Here is a 17,070-nt window from a genome sequence, read left to right as displayed (position 1 = left end):
GCATCGCCCTCAGCCGCGTGCTGCAGGTCGTTCCGGCCCACGATGTCGCCGCGTACGACAGCATCCCGCGACTCTCACTGCGGAGATCGACCGGCTCGAGCGCATGGAACTCGTCTCACGGCGCGTCAACCCGCGAGACCGGCGGGTCCGCATCGTCGCCATCACCCCGAAGGGCGATGCGGCGCGGGCGGCTGTCGCTGCCGGCGCCGAAGCTCGTGAGGCCGACGCGGTCCGGCCCACCCCGGCGGCCGAGGTCGCACAGCTGCGACGGGCCCTCTACCTCATCATCGGCTCGGCCGAAGATCCGGGATCGTGCATATGAACGCTTCCGAAGACGTGGCCGACCGCATCACCGCCGGCCGCGCCGTGTACGCCCGCAACCTCGGCGTGCCAGAGGACGAAGCCGGTCAACTTTCCCGGCCGGCGGGGCTGAGCCGGGACGGGCACCGGCGCCGCCCGCGCACCCCGGTCCGGGCCGGGTCAGCGTGGGCCGGCGCAGGACGCCGCGGATACTGCGGCCGAGGTCGTCTCGGCGATGTGTCCGGACGCGGGAGAGCTGGTCGCCTGCCAGTACGCCCAGGTTACGTTCATTGACCAGGGCGCCAACTTCGAGGCAGTCGACTGCCGGCTGGTTCCTGTTGCCATCACCATCGGCGGTCTGGCCCCTCATGAGCCCGGTGCCTGACCGACGGCCTGAGCGATGGCGAGAGTGTGCTGGTACTCGCGCCAGTGGGCCAATTTGCCGTCTCGAGTCCGCATCACCGCGATGAAGGGCGCCGAGGCGGTTACCCCGGTCGCGGTGTGCGTGCCGACCAGTTCGTACTCGATCACGACCGTCTCGGGGTCAGCGGTCTCGTGCACGACCACGTTGCGGCAGTCGTCGAAACGGACAGGGAAAGCCGCCTGGCTGGCTCGTGTGTACTCAAGGACCCGCTGCTTGCCCTCGGTACGCGTCGGGCGGTCGGGTGCGGCGAACGGCGTCTCGATCACGACATCGTCGGCGAGCATCTCAGCCTCGTAGGTGGGCTGGTTCGCGAGCCAGTGGGCGCGCATCCTGTCGAAGATTGCTCTTGGTGTCACGATGACCCTCCCCCGATAATGAGTCGACACTCGACTTGCGTCGAGGATAGTGAGTGGAGGCTCATTTTGATAGAGGGCACGCCACTGCGCGCCGACGCGCGGCGCAACCGCGCACGCATCCTGGACGCCGCTGAGGCGGTCTTCGCCGAGTTCGGTCCCCGCGGCTCCACCGAGGAGGTGGCCCGACGAGCCGGTGTCGCCATCGGCACGGTCTTCCGCCACTTCCCCACGAAGGACGACCTGCTCGCCGCAATCATGAAGCGGCTGCTGGCGCAGCTTGTCGAGGACGCCGACCAGCGGGACCTGTTCGATTTCTTGACCCACATGGTGGCGCAGGCCGCAGCGAAGAAGACCGTCGTCGACCTGCTCGCCGGCTCCGGGGTGGACATCCGACTGCCGGACGCGGTCAACCAATTGGAGGACGCGGTCGACAGGTTGCTGCAAAAAGCCCGAGCCGCCGGAGACGTCGCGGCCACGGTTCGGTTACCCGAGGTGATGGCACTCCTTGCCGGCTTGTGCCAAGGAGCCCTGCACGGTGGGTGGGACGAGCAGCTGCAGACTCGTACGCTCGCGGTCATCTTCGCCGGCCTGAAACGCAGCTGACCGCCACCCGTCGGCGACGCAGACCATGCCTGACACCGAACCGGCCGAGGTCTCCCGGCAGCTAGGTCTCCGGCTGAACCACCAGCCTGAAACGCAAACGGTGCGCGCTGAAGTGGATCTCAGCGCACACCGTAGAAAAAAATTGGTGTCCGAGGGGCCACACGAACCAATGCCCCGCCGCCGATGACGCTCAGCGCAACGCTGAGGCTCGCGCAAGTCTAGCTGCGGGTCTCCTGCGGCGTGCCGGCAGTTGGCTTCCTCGGCCCGCCGTCGCGTTGCCGCGGCATAGACCCACGCGACCTCGACAGCCCCACGCGCCGACATCGTCAGGAATTTCAAACAGGCATGGGAAGCCAAGGACATCTACGCCCTCATCGGCTCCTCGACCCCGACGCGACGGCGATCGCCGACGGCGGCGGCATTGTCGGCGCCGTGCTCCACCCGATCGAAGGCGCCGAGCAGATCGGCCGCTCCCTGATCCACCTCGAGGGCAGACTTCGGAATCTGACGATTCTGGAGCGTACGGTCAACGGCCAACCCGGCCTGATCGCCCAGCAGGACGGCGTCACCGTATCGGTGTACGCCTTCGAGGTCGTAGGCGACCGGATCAAGCGCATCTGGGCGGTACGCCACCCCGACAAGCTCCGGCCTTGGGACAGCTCGCCGGCCGGGTGGTCGAGGTCGCGCAGGATCGGCGTGACCTCCGCCCTCTCGGGCACGTGCAGGGCGTGTAGCCGCCTCATCCCCCTCCGGCAGCACAGATCGGCGACCGGCGACCGCGAAGCTGACTACTCCGTCCCACGCGAGCGGCAGCCCGCTGAGGATCAGCCGGTACAGCAATAGGTAAACAACGATCGTCACTGCCAGAGCGGCACAAAGCGCCCACCACCGATGCCGCGGACGGCCACCACGTGCCACCACAACGCCACCAGCGGGCCACCCGGAGCCAGCACCGCCGGACGTACCCACAGCGCCGGATCACTCCCCCTCGCGGCGCCGGCCACAACGACGACGCCAAGCATCACGACCGTCGCAAGGGGCGGCCCCAGGACCGCCCAGCGAAGGCGCAGAGAGTTCGCTACGTCTGGCACGACGGGAACAGTACGGCCAGCTGGTCTGGCTAGCGGATCATCTCGAAGGAGATGCTTTCTCACACCTGGACTTCAGCGGGTTGCAACAAGTTCGGGACGAGGGCCATGGCGCAGGCCAAAGTTCCAGCAGGCTGTTCGGGGCGACCGCCGCAGGTTCGCCCACCACGACGGTGACCGCCAACCCCCGATGGCCTGGTCGAACTGACCCTGAGCGCCGTACCGACTCGAAAACGTATCGACGGCCAGTGGAAGGACCTTGGTCAGCCCTCAACGGAGGGCCGAGGCGCTAACGGATGGTGAAGGTCAGCGGGTTCGAGATGCCGATGCCGCCGTGGGAGTCGTGGACCCGCACGGTGAAGGTGGACGACGTGCCGGCCGCAAGGGCCGTCTGGAACTGGTAGCGCTGTCCGCTGTTGGTCGGCGTCACGGCCAGCCGGGTTGCGCCGAGGTAAAGCTCCACCCGGCTGACGAGATCCCCGGGATCGGTGTCGGCGACGTCGGCGGCCAGCGTGACGGTCGTCGGCTCGAGGAAGTAGGTCTGCCCGCCGGGGGTGCTCAACGCCACCGCCGGCGGGTGGTTGGTGCCGGTGGACGCCGGTGTCACCACCGTGACCAGCAACGGCGGCGCAGCGCCAGACAACGACTGGTCGGTGCCGGCCGAGACGTACAGCACGAAGGTGGTGCTGGTGCCGGGCTCCCCGATCGGTGGTGTCCACAGCGCCTCGTACCGGTCACCGGTCGCCCTCACTCCCCGGGCCACCGTGACGCCGTCCACCCGGAACGACACCGAGGTGATGCTGTGTCCGCCTCCCACGGTCGCGGTCGCCGCCAGCGGGACGGCTCCCGGCGTGGTGTACACCGCGCCGGCGGTCGGGCTGAGCCAGGTGACGATCGCCGGATAGTCAGCGACCGGCGGTGTGGTCGTCCGGGTCGGCGTCACGCTGGGCAGGACGCCGCCGGTGCACGTGACGCCGTTGAGCGTGAACGACGCCGGTATGGGGTTGCTGCCCGACCAGGAGCCAACGAAACCGATGTTCGCGGAGCCATTGGTGCCCAGGGTCGCGTTCCAGCCCAGATTGGTCGCGCTGACCTGCTGGCCCGCCTGGGCCCAGGTGGCGCTCCAGGTTTGCGTGAGCCGCTGGTCGACTGCAGGGAACGCGAACCGCAGCGTCCACCCGTTGACTAGGTCACCCAAGTTGGTGACCGCGATGTCGGCGTGGAAGCCACCGGTCCACTGGCTGGTGACGACGTAGTTCACCCGACACCCGGCCGCCGCGTTCGCCGCACTGGCGTGTGAGATCGCGGCCATCATCGCGACCATGGCAACAGCGGTGGCGGCCACAGCAGCCAGCGACTTCCGCATGGCACACCTCGCCGTAGATAGCTGAGCATCTATGAATATGTCGACTGTCCTGCTGCTCCGCCTTCCTGTCAAGGCACGCACGGCAATCCTGCCGCCGGCAGGACAACGGACAGCCCGCCCATGGCTGATCGGTAGCGGCCACCGCGCCGAGCAGGCAGAAGAGTGGATAGCGCAGCTTCCCGCCTGGACCGCGACTGAGCGCCATGTCCTGGACGACTTCGCGTCGAAGAACGCAACGAAGTGGGAGGCCACGGCCCGGCAGAAAGCCGAGCGCCGGGTACGCGACCTCGCAATGTGGACCCGCAAGTGGGCAGATCACCAGACCGACGGCCATCAGTCAGCCCAGAGCCACAGCGCGGGGCCACCCTCGTGATGTGGGCGCCGGTGCCGCTCTCCTGCCACAGTGGAAGCTGGCCGACGCCGGCGACCACATGACGACGACCTACCGGGCCGATTCCGACACAACTCCTCCATCGCCGTACACCGCACGGCTTCAGACCCCCGGCGATGTTGTCACCGCTATCGTTCTCGACCTTGAGGGGCGGTCGCCGCATCCGGCAGGCTCACGACCGCCGACGCATTCGGGATCGTCGACCAGGTCGAATACCGCACCTACACACCGGAGCGCGGACTGGGCAACGCGGTCATGCGCTCACTCGCGCGCCGCACGCCCTCCAACTCGGCACGGACACCGGGTGTCCCGGTCGCTACTGACGACAGTCACCGTCACTATCGAGCTCTCGGATGGAGAGTACGCACACCCGTCGCGGCCACGTACGTACCAGAGCCCAGAAGTGCCTGATCCACGCACGCTCGTCGGCATGACCGAACGTCCCGACTGGACGATCGAAGGCATCATGGCTGATATCTTCGGTGCCGCCGAAGAGGTCTCCAGCCTGAAGAGCCTGCTCAGGACGTTGCCGTGGGATCGGTGTCAAGCTCAACCGCAACCTCAACATCGATCTGCAGAACGCCTACAGACGTGGCCTCAGGCGGCCCGGGACGCCGGCCGGCGCCAGCCATCCCGGGAGCAGCAACGCCTGACCACTTCGACCACTACTGAAAGGTCACGCCGCACCGCTCCATCGCATCACCACAGATCAAAGCCCTCGTCTCCGTCCGGTGTCGGTGAACACTTCGGGCGCGGAGACCACTTCGCCAACCTGCACCCAATCTGCTCCCAGTTGCAAGGTCGGCCAACCAACGGCTCCTTACCGCTCTGGCCTGCGCACACTCCCCTACCAGGCAACGTCGAGCGTTGTCGGCGCGCCCGGCGGTTGACCGGGATGCGAGCAGCAACAGCAACACACCGTAGGCGAGTAGGTTGCGCTGCCCGAACGGTCCGCCAGAGTCCATGGACGTGCAGCGTTGCGCGCGTCTGTCGTCACTCAGTTGGTCACCTCACCCGGGCGCAGACGTTGATGCGGAAGTAGACGGTTTCCCCATCTCGCTGGGTCGGAGCCGCAGCGCCCACGGCTCAGGGCCGGGCAAGCTGCGCTGGGTCGTCGAATGGACCTTTCCCGGCTTCACAGCTTCCGACGTCTCCGCAGCTTCTACGAACACCCGGCCGACATCTACGAAGGCGTGGTCAGCGTCGCCTGCTCGTTGATCTGCCTACGTTAGCTACTCACTCACTGAACTGACGTCTTACAAAGCGGGCGTCGCACGGCGGCCGGGACGCCACCAGTTCGCCGCGCCGAGGAGGGACATGACAGAGGGCAGCAGCAGTCCACGGACCACGGTGACGTCCAGCAGCACGGCCACAGTCATGCCGACACCGATCTCCTTGACCGCTATCAGTTCGCCGAGGGCGAAGCCGAGGAAGACGATACCCAGCGCCACGGCCGCGGTGGTGACGACCGGACCGGTCGCGGTGATGCCGGCGAGGACTGCCCGGTCGTTGTCGATCCGGCCGTTGGCGGTACGGCGGTCCCACTCCTCCTTGATCCGGGCGAGCAGGAACACCTCGTAGTCCATCGACAGCCCGAAGATGAACACGAAGAGCAGCAGCGGTGTGGTGATGTCCAGGGCCCCCCAGGGTTCGAACCCGAGCAGGGCCGAACCCCATCCCCACTGGAACACGGCGACCAGGACGCCGAGGGTCGCCAGCAGCGTCAGGATGTTCATGCAGATGGCCTTGACCGGTACGACGACCGAGCCGGTCAAGGCGACCAGCAGCAGCCCGGTCGCGACGACGATGACGGCCACCGCGATCGGCAGCCGCGCGGTCGTCGACTCCCGCGCGTCGATGAGCTCGGCAGCGGGCCCCCCGACGAGGAGCGGCACCGGCATGTCGAGGGCCCGCAGGTCACGGACCAGGCGTTGGGCCGGTTCGCCGCTCGCCGGGCCGGCCGGGCGCAAGTCCACCACGGTGACGTCGGCCGGCAGGTCCGAGCGCAGGTCGAGCTCCTTCTCGCCGGTGAGGTCGCGCAGCTGTTGCAGCAACGCCGGCACCGGCGGCTCGGTGGCACCGGCCTCGATGAGCACGGTGACCGGCTGCGCGGCCCAGGTGGCGAAGTCCCGTTCGACGGCCTCGTACGCCAACCGCTCCTCGCTGGCGGCCGGCAGCGACCGTGCGTCGGAGTTGGCGAGCGTGATCTGGAACAACGGAGACGCCAGCAGAAGCAGGCCGGCGGTCACGGTCAACGCCACCGCGGCGGGACGGCGCTGCGAGAACGCCGCCAGCCGCGCCAGCAGGCCCGGCCGACCCGGCGCCGGGCGACGGGAGCTGCCCGCCGAGGACCGTGTCCGGGCGCCTCGCGGCGGCGGGATACGCCGGTGTGCCAGGGCGATCAGCGCGGGGACCAGGGTCAGCCCGATCACCGTGGCCATGCCGACGACCAGCGCTCCACCCAGCGCCATCGCCGCCAGCAGCGGCTCGGCGAAGACGAAAAGACCAGCCAGTGCCGCACCGACGGTGAGACCGGACACGAGAACGGCACGTCCGGCCGTCGCGGTGGTCGCGGCGAGCAGCTCCGCCACCGATGCCTTAGGGGCCGCCTCGCGTTCCTCCCGGAACCGGGCAAGGATCAGCAGGCTGTAGTCGACGGCGAGACCGAGACCGAGCAGGGTGACGACGTTGACCGCGTACTCGCTGACCGGCATCGCCTCGGCGAGCCCGCTCAGCGCCAGCAGCGTTGCGGCAACCGCGGCGAGGGCGGCCGCCAGCGGCAGACTGCCTACGATCAGCCCGCCGAGCACGACGGTGAGAACGCCGCAGAGCACCACCAGCGCGATCGACTCGCCGATGGCGGCGTCCTTGACGGCCTGCTCGCCGAAGGTCCGCTCGGCAAGCAGCTCCCCACCGACCAGCACCCTGGGGGCGTCGATGCGGCGCAGTGCGGCGGCCACCTGGTCAGCCACCGCGAGCGCCTCGTCGTCGCTGAGTTGCGGGCGCAGCTCGACGACGACGAGCGAGCTTTGATCATCGGCGGCCACCTGCGAAGATCCTGCGGTGTAGGCATCGGTGACGGACGCAACTCCCGGGATCGCGCGGATGTCGAACATCACCCGCGTGGCGCTGTCCACCAGTGCCATGGCGTTGAAGTCGCGGCCCGCGATGACCGCCACGATCCGCTCCCCCTGCGGGTCGAGCCGGTCGATGCGCGACTGCGCGACCATGGACTCCGCGTCGGGTCGCAGACTGTCCACCGACTGGGTCCGGTCGTAAACCGCACCTCCGAGCATCGCACCGGCCAGCGTGATCACGCTCCAGCCAGCGAGCACCCACATTCGGTGTTTGGCGGTCCACCGGCCGAGCAGTGCAAGCACCGCAGCCTCCTCGGGCCGCAGCCGACCTAGCCGCTGCCGTAGGCAATACAACATCAACTGTCCTCGTCCCGCAATGTTTTGCAGGTCCTGCTGGTGAGCTGCTGCGACGATCGCCACCGCGACGCGATCGACGACTTGCTCCATCAGCTGGACGATCGTTTGGCGCGGTAACCTCGGACGATCGGCGTCAGCGACATCGACGCCGCGCTAGATTTGTGCGAGCGTTTCTTCCCCGGCGAGGAGTTACCACCACGATCACGGCGCAACTCGCCCGGGCGGGTTCGTACCACTACGGCGGTCGCCGAACCCTGACGACCGGTAACACCCGGGTCCTCGCCGAGATGATCCAGCAGGCGACCGGGTGCAACGTCTACCTCATCACCGCCGCCGACCCGTACTCCGACAACGTGGCCCGGTCCGGCGGACACGCAGGACTCTGGTGCCGCCGCACGGAACCGGCGGCGACACCAGAGTGTGCGTCAACTCAGCGGTTCGATCCAGATGTTGCGGAAGCGGGGATTCGCGCCGGGGTCGCCGTGGTCTTGCAAGGCTATGGAGCCAGGCGACGGCCCTTCGGGCTGGCCGTTTCCGGTGGGTCCGCTGATGGCGACGTTGTTGTGGACAACAACGCCGTTCCACACCACCGTGACCCTGGCGTCTTCGAGTTTCGCGCCTGTCGCGCTGAACCGCGCCGCGCGGAACGTAATGTCGAACGTCTGCCATGTGTTGGGCGCGGTGGCCATGTTCCGGTCGGGAGCACGCCTGAGGTAGATGGCTCCGGCCTCGTTGTTGGCCAGTGTCGTGTCACCGTAGGAGTCCAGCACCTGAATCTCGTAGCGTTCCTGGAGGTAGAATCCGCTGTTGCCGCGGGCCTGTCCGGTGACCTCAGGCGGGTAGTCGGGTTGCAGCCACTCGCCGTGCAGCTTGAAGTCGCCGAATTTTGCTCTGGTACGGATGTTTCCGCCAAGCGATTCCATAGATCCGCCGGCCACCGGCCAGGTCGCAGGGCCGCCGTTTGTGTTCTCCCATGCCGCCAGGCCGGTACCGTCGAACAGGGGGATGCGAGATACCGGAGCGACGACGACGTGGTCGAGGTTGGCGCCGTTGGCGCCCGTCGTGGTCGCACGGATCTTGCTCTGCCCGGCCGGTAGCGTTGTGCTCAGCGATACGGTTCGCCAGGTGTTCCACGCACCCGTCGGCGGGAACGAAAGCGCTGGGCTGACAGTCGTGCCGTTGGCCGCGATGGCCAGAGGCCGGTCGACGGGTCCGCCGTTGGCGTAACGGAATTCCAGCGAATAGGTTCCCGCACTCGGCGCGTTGACTGTCCATTCGGTGTGTGCGCCGGTGTTGGCGGTCGCCGCGAAGTCGGCGTAACCGGTTCCGCTGTAACCGGAATGTTCGGACCCTGCGGTCGCGCCGCTGAGCGCCGCATGCTCGGCTTCGTAGGGGCCACCGGGCAGAGAGTTGAGCGTGTACCAGGCCTCCGTGCTCCACAGGGAGTGCCCCGATGCCGAACTGAACGGCCGTGGCGAGTGCACGTACACGACCCGCCCGGACTTCAAGCCGTTGATCCGCAACGTGACTTTCTTGCCGTCGGCCGAAGGGATGGCCGAAGTGACGCTCAGCGTTTCCATGTCGACCTTTGGGCCGCCATAGCTGGAGGTCGGGGTGTAACGCCATTGCCGGACGGCGTACCGCGACGCCAGCGAGCTCAGCGTTGCGGCCGACAACGGCTGGGTGTATTCGAGTTCGAAGCCACCGGCGACCGCCCGCATCGCCAGGATGTCGAAGGCGTTGCTACTGCTGGGGGTGAGTTTTTGCAGACCGAAGGTGAGCTTGCCCTGCTGACGCCAGTTGCTGCTGGCCTGTCCACCGCCGATGCCGCCCGCGTAGATCGCACCGTCGGGGCCGAGGGTGATCCGGCTGATGCCGGCCTCGAGTCCCTGGGTGAAGCGGAAGACCGCACCCTGATACTCGCCGTTGACCTTCTCCAGATACCCGCGTTGGATCCCGCCATAGGTCACATCACCGAACAGCATCTGGCCGGCGAACAGGCCTTGGGTGAGCATGAGCGGCGTGCTCGGCGAGTTCGCGATCTCGTTGTGCGGCAGCCACAGGACCGGCTGTGTGACCGCGTTCGAGTCGAACGGACCGGCCGGATCGTTGTAGTGGTTGAAGAACCGGCCCGGCTTGAGATGCACCAGCTTGTTGGCCGGTAGCCAGTCGCCCTGGTTGTCGGTGACGAAGATGCCGCCTTCGGGGCCCCAGCCTATGCCATTCGGGGTACGCAATCCGCTTGCCGTGTACTCGACCTGTCCGGTCGCCCTGTTGACTTTGATCGCGGTGCCGCGATTGTTGGCGAGCTGCGGTTTGGTGGAGCGTCCGCCAGGAGTGATCTGGACCGACAGGTTGAGGTAGAAGTAGCCGTCCTTGTACAGCAGGCCGATCGCGAACTCGTGGTAGGTCCCGCCGAACGGCCAGGTCGCCACCGTTCGCCTGCTGTCGATGATGTCATCGCCGTCGGCATCGGTCAGCTCGATCAGCCCGTACCGCTCCGCGACGTACAGTTTGCCGTCCACATATTTGATTCCCATGGGGTCCTGCAACCCTGTGGCGATCCTCTTCACCGTCACCTGCGCGGCAGAGGTGGTGCCGGTGACGTTGCCCAGCACATAGACCTCGCCAAGCGGCGTAGTGGTGCCGTAGTCGCCGCCCCACGTGGTGATGGCCAGCCTGTTGTCGGGCAGCCAGTCCATCCCGGTGACTTTTGGCTCGAACCCGCTGGGACGCAGATTGGTCAGCGTGTAGTTGGGATGCACCGCGTCCAGTGGCAGCCCGTCCCCCGGGCTGTCCACCCCCTCGACGCATTCCTTGGTGCCAGGTGCGGTCACCCGGGTCACTCCGGATTCGGTGCTCAGCGCCGTGGTCGGCACGAGCGAGAACTGTGTGGATCCCGGTGGCCGCCACTCGAGTCTGAGCGCCTGCCCACTGGTGTTATCGAAATGTTCGATTCGCAGCTTGTGATAGCCGGCGGACAGGTCGATGGTGCCGTCTTTCGGCGACGCGCCATGAAGGCCGTCGTGGTCGATGACCGTCGTGAACGTGCTGTCCGCGTCGTCATTGTCGACGACGGTGCTTCTGTCGATGCGCAAGCGGGAGCCATCGTCGCTGGTGAGCCGGAACACGTACGAGCCGGCCGTGGTGATGTTGATGTTCGCGACGACCTGGGTGTGGAACCTGTCGGCGACGCCGAAGTCGGCCTGGGTCGACCAGTCGATCACCGGCATCAGCTTGTCGACGTTGGGAGTCTGTCCGGGCTTGAGCGTGCAGAGTCCGGACCGATCGATTCCGAGGTTGTAGGTGCGCAATGTGACCCCGGGATCCTGCGGTGGGATCGCGGCGTGTGCCTGACCAGGCACCAACAGAAATGGCAGCAATACACTCAGCCCTAGAACGAGGGCTGGCGCCCGGCGCCGCCGGCGGGCGACCTCTGGGACGGTTTGAATGCTCATGACAATCCTTCTCGCGCTCGCATCCGCGCAGCAGCGCACACGCCGGCCCGGATGACAGGGGTGGGATCAGGTAGTTGCCTGACGCAGGTAGGACGCGCGCCGCCGCGTCGTCTTCTCAACGGAGCAGGTTGCTACCGCTTCGGAAACATTCCCAAAGTCGGTCTAGGAAAGCGCTTTCCTGTCGGTTACTATATATGACTCATCAAGATGTTTCAATGCCCCGCACGGTCGGCACGGGGCTCCGGTGGTTACACGTTTCGCCGGCCGGGCGGGGCGTTCAGCGTCGCCCGGGCTGAGCGGGTCCACGAGATCCAACGGTGGACCGCCTGCACCGACTGGATCATCTCCCGCGAAATCGCGCACCCTCCGCTGGTCAGCGAAGAACACTTCGTCGCCATTCAGGCAATCCACAGCGCACCGACCCCTACCGACGGCATCCCCCGCCGCTATGTGTTGGCCGGAGTGATCTGCTGCGGCGTGTGCGGCCGAATCATGGACTCCCACTGGATACAGAGCCGACCCGGCTACCGATGCCGCCACGGACACACAAGCACCCGCACCAGGACCTCCGCCCAACCGACGATCCTCTACATCCGGGAAGACCATCTGCTCGACCGCATCCGATACGACCGCGGGCTACACCGTCGCCATCCCGAACTGCGCAGCCCAAGCTGAACGGCTACTTACGCTCCAACAACATGATCATTGGTGTGACCACCACGCGTGGACCATCGAAGCCGAAACCGCGATCTACCCGCTCACCCCGGCGGCGAACTTCCTCGCCACGACAGCAAAAATCCCCGCCCAACGGGACGGGGATCACGCAAAACACGAACAACCATCATAGTTCGTGTGGAAATAGTGTGTCAGAGGGGCGACACGGCCCATTGCCCCACCGCCGATGATGCTCGTCGCAACGCTGAGGCTCGCGCAGGTCTAGCTGCGGTGGCCGAGAGCCGTGTACGAGGTCAGACTAAGTGCTGGGCGTGGTGCAGCACTTCCGTGATGAGTCGCCTGGTGGCTTCCCCCTGCAGCGTGTAGGTGACCTCCCGCCCGCGACGCTTGCGCCGGATCAACCGGGCCTCCTTGAGGTACCGCAGGTGGCGGGCGATGAGCGTCGAGTCCGCGGACATCGCCTCCGCCAGGGACGCCGGTGTCTGTTCGCCGTCCTGCAGCAGGACGAGGATGCGTATCCGGTGCTCGTACGCCATGGCGCGTAACACGACGACCGCGCGGTCCAGTGTGCGCCTCGTCTCGTCGAAGTGTGTGGCGCTCACGCGGGGACCGCCCGGAGGCCGGTGGTCGCTGTGGGCCTGGATTTGACCAGCCGGGACAGCACGGTCGACAGCGCCAGGACCGCGGTGGCGGTCAGGGTGATGCTCGCGCCAGCGGCGGCATCCCAGCGGCTCGACGCGTACAGACCACCGAGCCCGCTGAGAGCGCCGAGCGTGACAGCCAGTGCGGTGATGATGCTCAGCCGGCGCGACCACTGGCGCGCCGCCGCTGCCGGCGCGACGATGAGGGCGAGGGCGAGGATCGTGCCGATGGCGGGGACGACGGTCACGACCGTCACCTGGATGGCGAGCAGCAATACGACGTCCCAGACACCGGTGGCGAAGCCGGCCGCCTGCGCGCCGGACCGGTCGAAACCGGTGTACCGCAGTGGACGGGCGCAGGCCAGCAGGACGACCGCGACGACCACGAGCACGACCGCCGTGGTCACGAGATCCTGAGGGCTGACGGTGAGGATCGATCCGACGAGGAACGATGTCAGGTCTCGGCTGAAGCCGTTCTGGGTGGCGACGAGCCCGGCGCCGAGCGCGAAGCCACCGGAGAGCATGACGCCGGTCGCCGCAGCCGTGTTCTGGCTTCTGTGACGGCTGAGCGCGGCGACGCCCAGCGCGACGATCGCGCCCGCGGCCACGCCGCCGACGATGATGTTGACGCCGATGATGGAGGCGGCCACCACCCCGGGGAACGTGGCGTGGGTCAGTGCCATGGTGAAGAAGGACAGCCGGCGGAGCACGACATGAACGCCGACGAGTCCGGCGAGCGCGCCGGCGAGTAGCACTTCGGCCGTGGCCCGGTGCAGCGCGTCATCCCACCAGTTCATGCGGGGACCTCCTTGCGTCGGAGACGATCCGCCCGTGGTTACGCCTTGACCGCAGCGCGCCCAGTGGGAGCAGCAGCAGGTAGGCGAGCACGAGCAGCAGGACGACGGCGGAGGCCGAGGTCAGGGCGATGCCGTGGTCGACCGATGCGGTCCAGCTGGCCAGCAGGCCGCCATATGCGGCGATGAGGATGAGGCCGGTGCCGATCACCGCCATCATTGACAGGCGTGTGGTGAGCATGCGGGCGGCCGCGGCCGGCACAATGAGCAGCGCGACCACGAGGATGGTGCCGACGGCGCGTACCGCGGCGACGACGACGAGCGCGACGATGATGTTGAGCAGCAGGTCGAGCCCGGCGATCCGGAAGCCGGCTGCGGCGGCGCCGGCCGGGTCGAAGGTCCGAAAGATCAGAGCGCGGGCGCTGATCAGCAACAGCCCGAGGATGACGACCGCGAGCACAGCGGTCTCCGCGATCTGTCGCGGCGTCACCGTCAGGATGCGCCCGAAGAGGAACGACGTCAGATCCGAGGTGTACGAGGAGCGCCGCGACACGAGCACCACACCGATCGAGAACATGGCGGTGAGCACCACGGCGGTGGAGGCATCATCGGACAGTGCCCCGCCACGGCTGAGCACTGTCAACACCACAGCGGTCACCACGCCGGCGACCAGCGCCCCGACGACGACGCCCTCGATGCCGCCGGCCAGGAACCCGATGACGACGCCGGGAAACACGGTGTGCGTCAGCGCGTCGGAGACGAACGACAGGCGGCGGGCGAAGACGAAGACACTGACCGGTCCGCAGATGAGGGCGAGCAGCGTGAGTTCGGCCAGGGCACGGCCCATGAACGGTACGGTGAACGGCTCGATCACGGCTCCACCAGCACTGTCCGGCCGTCTCTCAACTCGATGGCGTGCCCACCGCAGGCGCGGCGCAACGTATCGGACGTCAACGTCTCGTCGGGCGGGCCGACCGCCCACTGTCGCCCGTTAAGCACGCAGACCGTGTCCGCGAGTTCGTGGGCGACCGTCAGGTCGTGGGTGCTCAGCACCAGGGTGGTTCCGACCGCGCTGAGGTCGCGAAGGACCGACACGATGGCGTCCTGGCTCACCGCGTCGACGCCGTTGAACGGCTCGTCGAGGAGCAGCAGTCGTGGCTCGGTGGCGATGGCGCGGGCGAGCAACACCCGCTGGCGTTGTCCACCGGAGAGGACGCCGAAGTGGGTCTTCGCGTGGTCGGCGAGGCCGAGACGGTCGAGGGCCTCGTGGACGGTTCGACGGTCGACGCTGCGGGTGGGGCGCCACCAGCCGATGCGCCGGTAGCGGCCCATCATGACGACCTGGCCCGCGGTCACGGGGAAGTCGGCATCGAGGGTGTCGGTCTGGGGGACGTATCCGGTGCGGGTCCGGGCCTGGGCCGGCGCGCGCCCGAGCACGGTGGGTGTACCGGCGAGGACCGGCACCAGGCCGAGGATCGACTTGATCAGCGTGGACTTGCCGGCACCGTTGGGCCCGATCAGGGCCAGGCGCTGCCCGGCGACCAGGTCGAGGTTGACGTCGGTGAGCACGGGCGTGCCGTGGTAGCCGACGCTCACCTCGGTGAAGCGGAGGGCGGCGTCGGCCACCGCGACATCGCCCATGTCAGCCGCCCAGAGCCGAGACGATGACCTGGGTGTTGTGCCGCTCCGCACCAAGGTAGGTGCCCGCCGGCGTGCCTTCGGCACCGATGCTGTCGCCGTAGAGGGCGTCCTCGCCGCCGATGACCTTGACGCCGGCCTGGTTCGCGATCGCCTCGGCGCTCTTGGGCGGCAGCGACGTCTCCGCGAAGATAGCCTTCGTACCCGTCGCCTTGATCTTCGCCACGAGATCGTTGAGCTGCTTCGCGCTCAGCTCGGCGGAGGTGTCGAGGCTGGGGATGACTGAGCCGACGAACTGCAACTTGTACCGGTCGACGTAGTAGCCGAAGGCGTCGTGGTTGGTCACGAGCTTGCGCTGGTCGGCAGGGATCCTGGCGAAGGCGGCCTCGTTGTCCGCGTCGAGCTTGTCGAGTTCGGCAGTGTAGTTCTTCAGATTGCCGGCAAAGGTCGCGGCGTGCGCGGGGTCGGCCGCGGCGAGGCCCTTCTCGATGTTGGCGACCATCGTCTTGGCGTTCAAGGGGTTGTGCCAGATGTGCGGGTCGTGCTCCTCGCCCTCGTGCGCGCCCTCGCCCTCCTCGTGGCCTTCCTCGCCCTCCTCGTGGCCGCCCTCGCGCAGGGTCACGCCCTGGCTGGAGTCGACGACGGTGCCCTTGAAGCCGGCCGACTCGATGGTCTGGTCGAGCCACTCCTCGAGACCGACGCCGTTCTTGACGACGATGGCGGCCTTACCGATCGCCTGGATGTCGGCAGGGGTGGGCTCGTAGTCGTGCGGGTCCACGTTCGGCTTGATGATCTGTGTGACGGTGACGTCGCTGCCGCCGATGGCGCGGACGAAGTCGGCCACCTCGGGGGTGGTGGCGACCACGGCGAATCTCGTGCCGGCCGAGGCGGTGCCACCACCCTCGGCGGCGTCGCCACCCGAGCCACAACCGCCAAGAAGAACAAGCGCGGCGGCTGCCGTTGCGGCGATGATCGTGCGTTGTCCATGCTTCACGAAAACACTCCGTTCCTGAGATCCGGAACGGTAATCGTTTTCGCTAAGTATCGTCTAATAGCGAGATGACCATGTGTCCAGGCGTTACCCCCAGCCCGCAGGGACCCGCCGGTCGACTCTCAGGCCACGGCCGCCAGCGCCGCATGTCTGCCACATCGCCAGAGGATCCCGGCCTGGTCGAATCCGGCCTCACGAGCGGCGGTCGCGTGCCATGACGCTGGAGCGGTGAACTCGGCCGGCAGGCGGTTCCCGAAGATCGCCGCCCGCTGCGCCAGCAGTGGGCGCAGCACCTCCAGGTCCGCGATGTCGCTCCACCAGTGCGCCCAGGCCAACTCGGCGGCGGCCTCGTTCGGGGCGGGGTTCAGCGCGCTCATCAGGGACGGGAGCCCTTCGTCGGGCATCAGGTCCGCAACGATGAGCAGCCCGCCGGGGGTCAGGCAGTGTCGCGCGTGGTCGTAGAACGCGCGCACCTGGGCCGGCGGCAGGTAATGCAGGGTCATGACCACCGTGATCAGGTCGTAGCCGCCACCCGTTCGGTCCACCCAGCGCGGCGTCGACAGGTCTCCGTCCAACGCCCGCACCTCGCCCGCCAAGGCTCCACGCGCCAGCGCGAGCAGCACGGGATCGATGTCCATGAGGATGACCTCTGCGTCAGCCCACCGCCGGGCCATTCGCTCGGCCAGCAGCCCTGGTCCGCCGCCGAGGTCCAGCACCCGCCCGGGCGCCCGGCCGCGAACAGCCTCGGCGACCCGGCAAAGCGTTTCCTCAAGGCTCGCGAGGTGCGGCACGAATCCTTCCATGACCTGAGACCATGTCTTGCGCCACCGGACGATCTGCGTGGGGTCGAGCTCGGCGGCAGGCGCGCCGGCGGTCGTTGCCATGGGTGCACTCCGGACGACGCACGGACG

Annotated in this window: 15 protein-coding genes and 1 pseudogene; 4 read left to right on the top strand and 12 right to left on the bottom strand. The window is 67.7% G+C overall.

Annotation, left to right across the window (positions count from 1 at the left end; genetic code table 11):
• Nucleotides 1-103: 103 nt before the first annotated feature.
• The gene (locus QCZ28_RS18190) at nucleotides 104-322 is read left to right on the top strand and encodes a hypothetical protein (protein WP_279517790.1); all 219 of its coding nucleotides are present in this window, start codon (nucleotides 104-106) and stop codon (nucleotides 320-322) included.
• A 344-nt stretch (nucleotides 323-666) separates the two neighbouring features.
• Here the strand turns inward: QCZ28_RS18190 and QCZ28_RS18185 are convergent, their stop codons facing one another.
• Nucleotides 667-1,053, bottom strand: a complete 387-nt coding sequence (locus tag QCZ28_RS18185) for a nuclear transport factor 2 family protein (protein ID WP_279517755.1) — start codon at nucleotides 1,051-1,053, stop codon at nucleotides 667-669.
• A gap of 93 nt (nucleotides 1,054-1,146) precedes the next feature.
• Between QCZ28_RS18185 and QCZ28_RS18180 the strand changes: the two genes are divergently transcribed.
• On the top strand, nucleotides 1,147-1,683 hold the full coding sequence (locus QCZ28_RS18180) for a helix-turn-helix domain-containing protein (protein ID WP_347815117.1): 537 nt from the start codon (nucleotides 1,147-1,149) through the stop codon (nucleotides 1,681-1,683).
• Nucleotides 1,684-2,046: 363 nt separating this feature from the next.
• Here the strand turns inward: QCZ28_RS18180 and QCZ28_RS18175 are convergent, their stop codons facing one another.
• The 3 genes from QCZ28_RS18175 to QCZ28_RS18165 all read right to left on the bottom strand — a co-directional run bounded on the left by QCZ28_RS18175 (nucleotide 2,047) and on the right by QCZ28_RS18165 (nucleotide 4,137).
• On the bottom strand, nucleotides 2,047-2,316 hold the full coding sequence (locus tag QCZ28_RS18175; protein WP_279517754.1) for a hypothetical protein: 270 nt from the start codon (nucleotides 2,314-2,316) through the stop codon (nucleotides 2,047-2,049).
• A gap of 224 nt (nucleotides 2,317-2,540) precedes the next feature.
• Nucleotides 2,541-2,774, bottom strand: a complete 234-nt coding sequence (locus tag QCZ28_RS18170; RefSeq protein ID WP_279517753.1) for a hypothetical protein — start codon at nucleotides 2,772-2,774, stop codon at nucleotides 2,541-2,543.
• Nucleotides 2,775-3,060: 286 nt separating this feature from the next.
• Nucleotides 3,061-4,137, bottom strand: a complete 1,077-nt coding sequence (locus tag QCZ28_RS18165; protein ID WP_279517752.1) for a cellulose binding domain-containing protein — start codon at nucleotides 4,135-4,137, stop codon at nucleotides 3,061-3,063.
• Between the two features lie 37 nt (nucleotides 4,138-4,174).
• On the opposite strand from QCZ28_RS18165, the gene QCZ28_RS18160 reads away from it, so the two are divergent.
• Together QCZ28_RS18160 and QCZ28_RS18155 are read left to right on the top strand one after the other, a co-directional pair.
• Nucleotides 4,175-4,510 (top strand): hypothetical protein, encoded by a 336-nt coding sequence (locus QCZ28_RS18160; protein ID WP_279517751.1) that lies wholly within the window; start codon nucleotides 4,175-4,177, stop codon nucleotides 4,508-4,510.
• Between the two features lie 1,095 nt (nucleotides 4,511-5,605).
• Nucleotides 5,606-5,760 (top strand): annotated as a pseudogene (locus tag QCZ28_RS18155) (IS5/IS1182 family transposase); the annotation flags it as partial.
• 24 nt (nucleotides 5,761-5,784) lie between these two features.
• Here QCZ28_RS18155 and QCZ28_RS18150 read toward each other — a convergent pair.
• The 8 genes from QCZ28_RS18150 to QCZ28_RS18115 all read right to left on the bottom strand — a co-directional run bounded on the left by QCZ28_RS18150 (nucleotide 5,785) and on the right by QCZ28_RS18115 (nucleotide 17,043).
• Complete coding sequence (locus QCZ28_RS18150; RefSeq protein ID WP_279517750.1) at nucleotides 5,785-7,908, bottom strand: MMPL family transporter; 2,124 nt, start codon at nucleotides 7,906-7,908, stop codon at nucleotides 5,785-5,787.
• A 479-nt stretch (nucleotides 7,909-8,387) separates the two neighbouring features.
• Nucleotides 8,388-11,420 carry a family 16 glycoside hydrolase gene (locus QCZ28_RS18145; protein WP_279517749.1) on the bottom strand — a complete coding sequence of 1,011 codons (3,033 nt, stop codon included), beginning with the start codon at nucleotides 11,418-11,420 and terminating at the stop codon, nucleotides 8,388-8,390.
• A 968-nt stretch (nucleotides 11,421-12,388) separates the two neighbouring features.
• On the bottom strand, nucleotides 12,389-12,697 hold the full coding sequence (locus QCZ28_RS18140; RefSeq protein WP_279517748.1) for a metalloregulator ArsR/SmtB family transcription factor: 309 nt from the start codon (nucleotides 12,695-12,697) through the stop codon (nucleotides 12,389-12,391).
• Nucleotides 12,694-13,533: a metal ABC transporter permease gene (locus QCZ28_RS18135; protein ID WP_279517747.1), complete on the bottom strand. Its 840-nt coding sequence runs from the start codon at nucleotides 13,531-13,533 to the stop codon at nucleotides 12,694-12,696. Before QCZ28_RS18135 ends, QCZ28_RS18140 begins: the two co-directional genes overlap by 4 nt.
• Complete coding sequence (locus QCZ28_RS18130) at nucleotides 13,517-14,404, bottom strand: metal ABC transporter permease (protein ID WP_279517746.1); 888 nt, start codon at nucleotides 14,402-14,404, stop codon at nucleotides 13,517-13,519. Before QCZ28_RS18130 ends, QCZ28_RS18135 begins: the two co-directional genes overlap by 17 nt.
• Nucleotides 14,401-15,171, bottom strand: coding sequence for a metal ABC transporter ATP-binding protein (locus tag QCZ28_RS18125; protein WP_279517745.1), 771 nt, complete (start codon nucleotides 15,169-15,171; stop codon nucleotides 14,401-14,403). The genes QCZ28_RS18130 and QCZ28_RS18125 overlap by 4 nt, the downstream gene beginning before the upstream one ends.
• A gap of 1 nt (nucleotide 15,172) precedes the next feature.
• Nucleotides 15,173-16,033 carry a metal ABC transporter substrate-binding protein gene (locus tag QCZ28_RS18120; protein WP_279517744.1) on the bottom strand — a complete coding sequence of 287 codons (861 nt, stop codon included), beginning with the start codon at nucleotides 16,031-16,033 and terminating at the stop codon, nucleotides 15,173-15,175.
• Between the two features lie 248 nt (nucleotides 16,034-16,281).
• Nucleotides 16,282-17,043, bottom strand: coding sequence for a class I SAM-dependent methyltransferase (locus tag QCZ28_RS18115; protein ID WP_279517743.1), 762 nt, complete (start codon nucleotides 17,041-17,043; stop codon nucleotides 16,282-16,284).
• Nucleotides 17,044-17,070: the final 27 nt, after the last annotated feature.

This window comes from Micromonospora sp. DH14 (assembly GCF_029809455.1).
Classification (GTDB): domain Bacteria; phylum Actinomycetota; class Actinomycetes; order Mycobacteriales; family Micromonosporaceae; genus Micromonospora; species Micromonospora parva.
This window is presented reverse-complemented; position numbering and strand designations above follow the sequence as displayed.

Coding starts and splice junctions, on each gene's coding strand:
- QCZ28_RS18190 (WP_279517790.1), top strand. CDS start 104: ATGGAACTCGTCTCACGGCGCGTCAACCCGCGAGACCGGCGGGTCCGC.
- QCZ28_RS18185 (WP_279517755.1), bottom strand. CDS start 1,053: ATGCGCGCCCACTGGCTCGCGAACCAGCCCACCTACGAGGCTGAGATG.
- QCZ28_RS18165 (WP_279517752.1), bottom strand. CDS start 4,137: ATGCGGAAGTCGCTGGCTGCTGTGGCCGCCACCGCTGTTGCCATGGTC.
- QCZ28_RS18160 (WP_279517751.1), top strand. CDS start 4,175: ATGTCGACTGTCCTGCTGCTCCGCCTTCCTGTCAAGGCACGCACGGCA.
- QCZ28_RS18145 (WP_279517749.1), bottom strand. CDS start 11,420: ATGAGCATTCAAACCGTCCCAGAGGTCGCCCGCCGGCGGCGCCGGGCG.
- QCZ28_RS18135 (WP_279517747.1), bottom strand. CDS start 13,533: ATGAACTGGTGGGATGACGCGCTGCACCGGGCCACGGCCGAAGTGCTA.
- QCZ28_RS18125 (WP_279517745.1), bottom strand. CDS start 15,171: ATGGGCGATGTCGCGGTGGCCGACGCCGCCCTCCGCTTCACCGAGGTG.
- QCZ28_RS18115 (WP_279517743.1), bottom strand. CDS start 17,043: ATGGCAACGACCGCCGGCGCGCCTGCCGCCGAGCTCGACCCCACGCAG.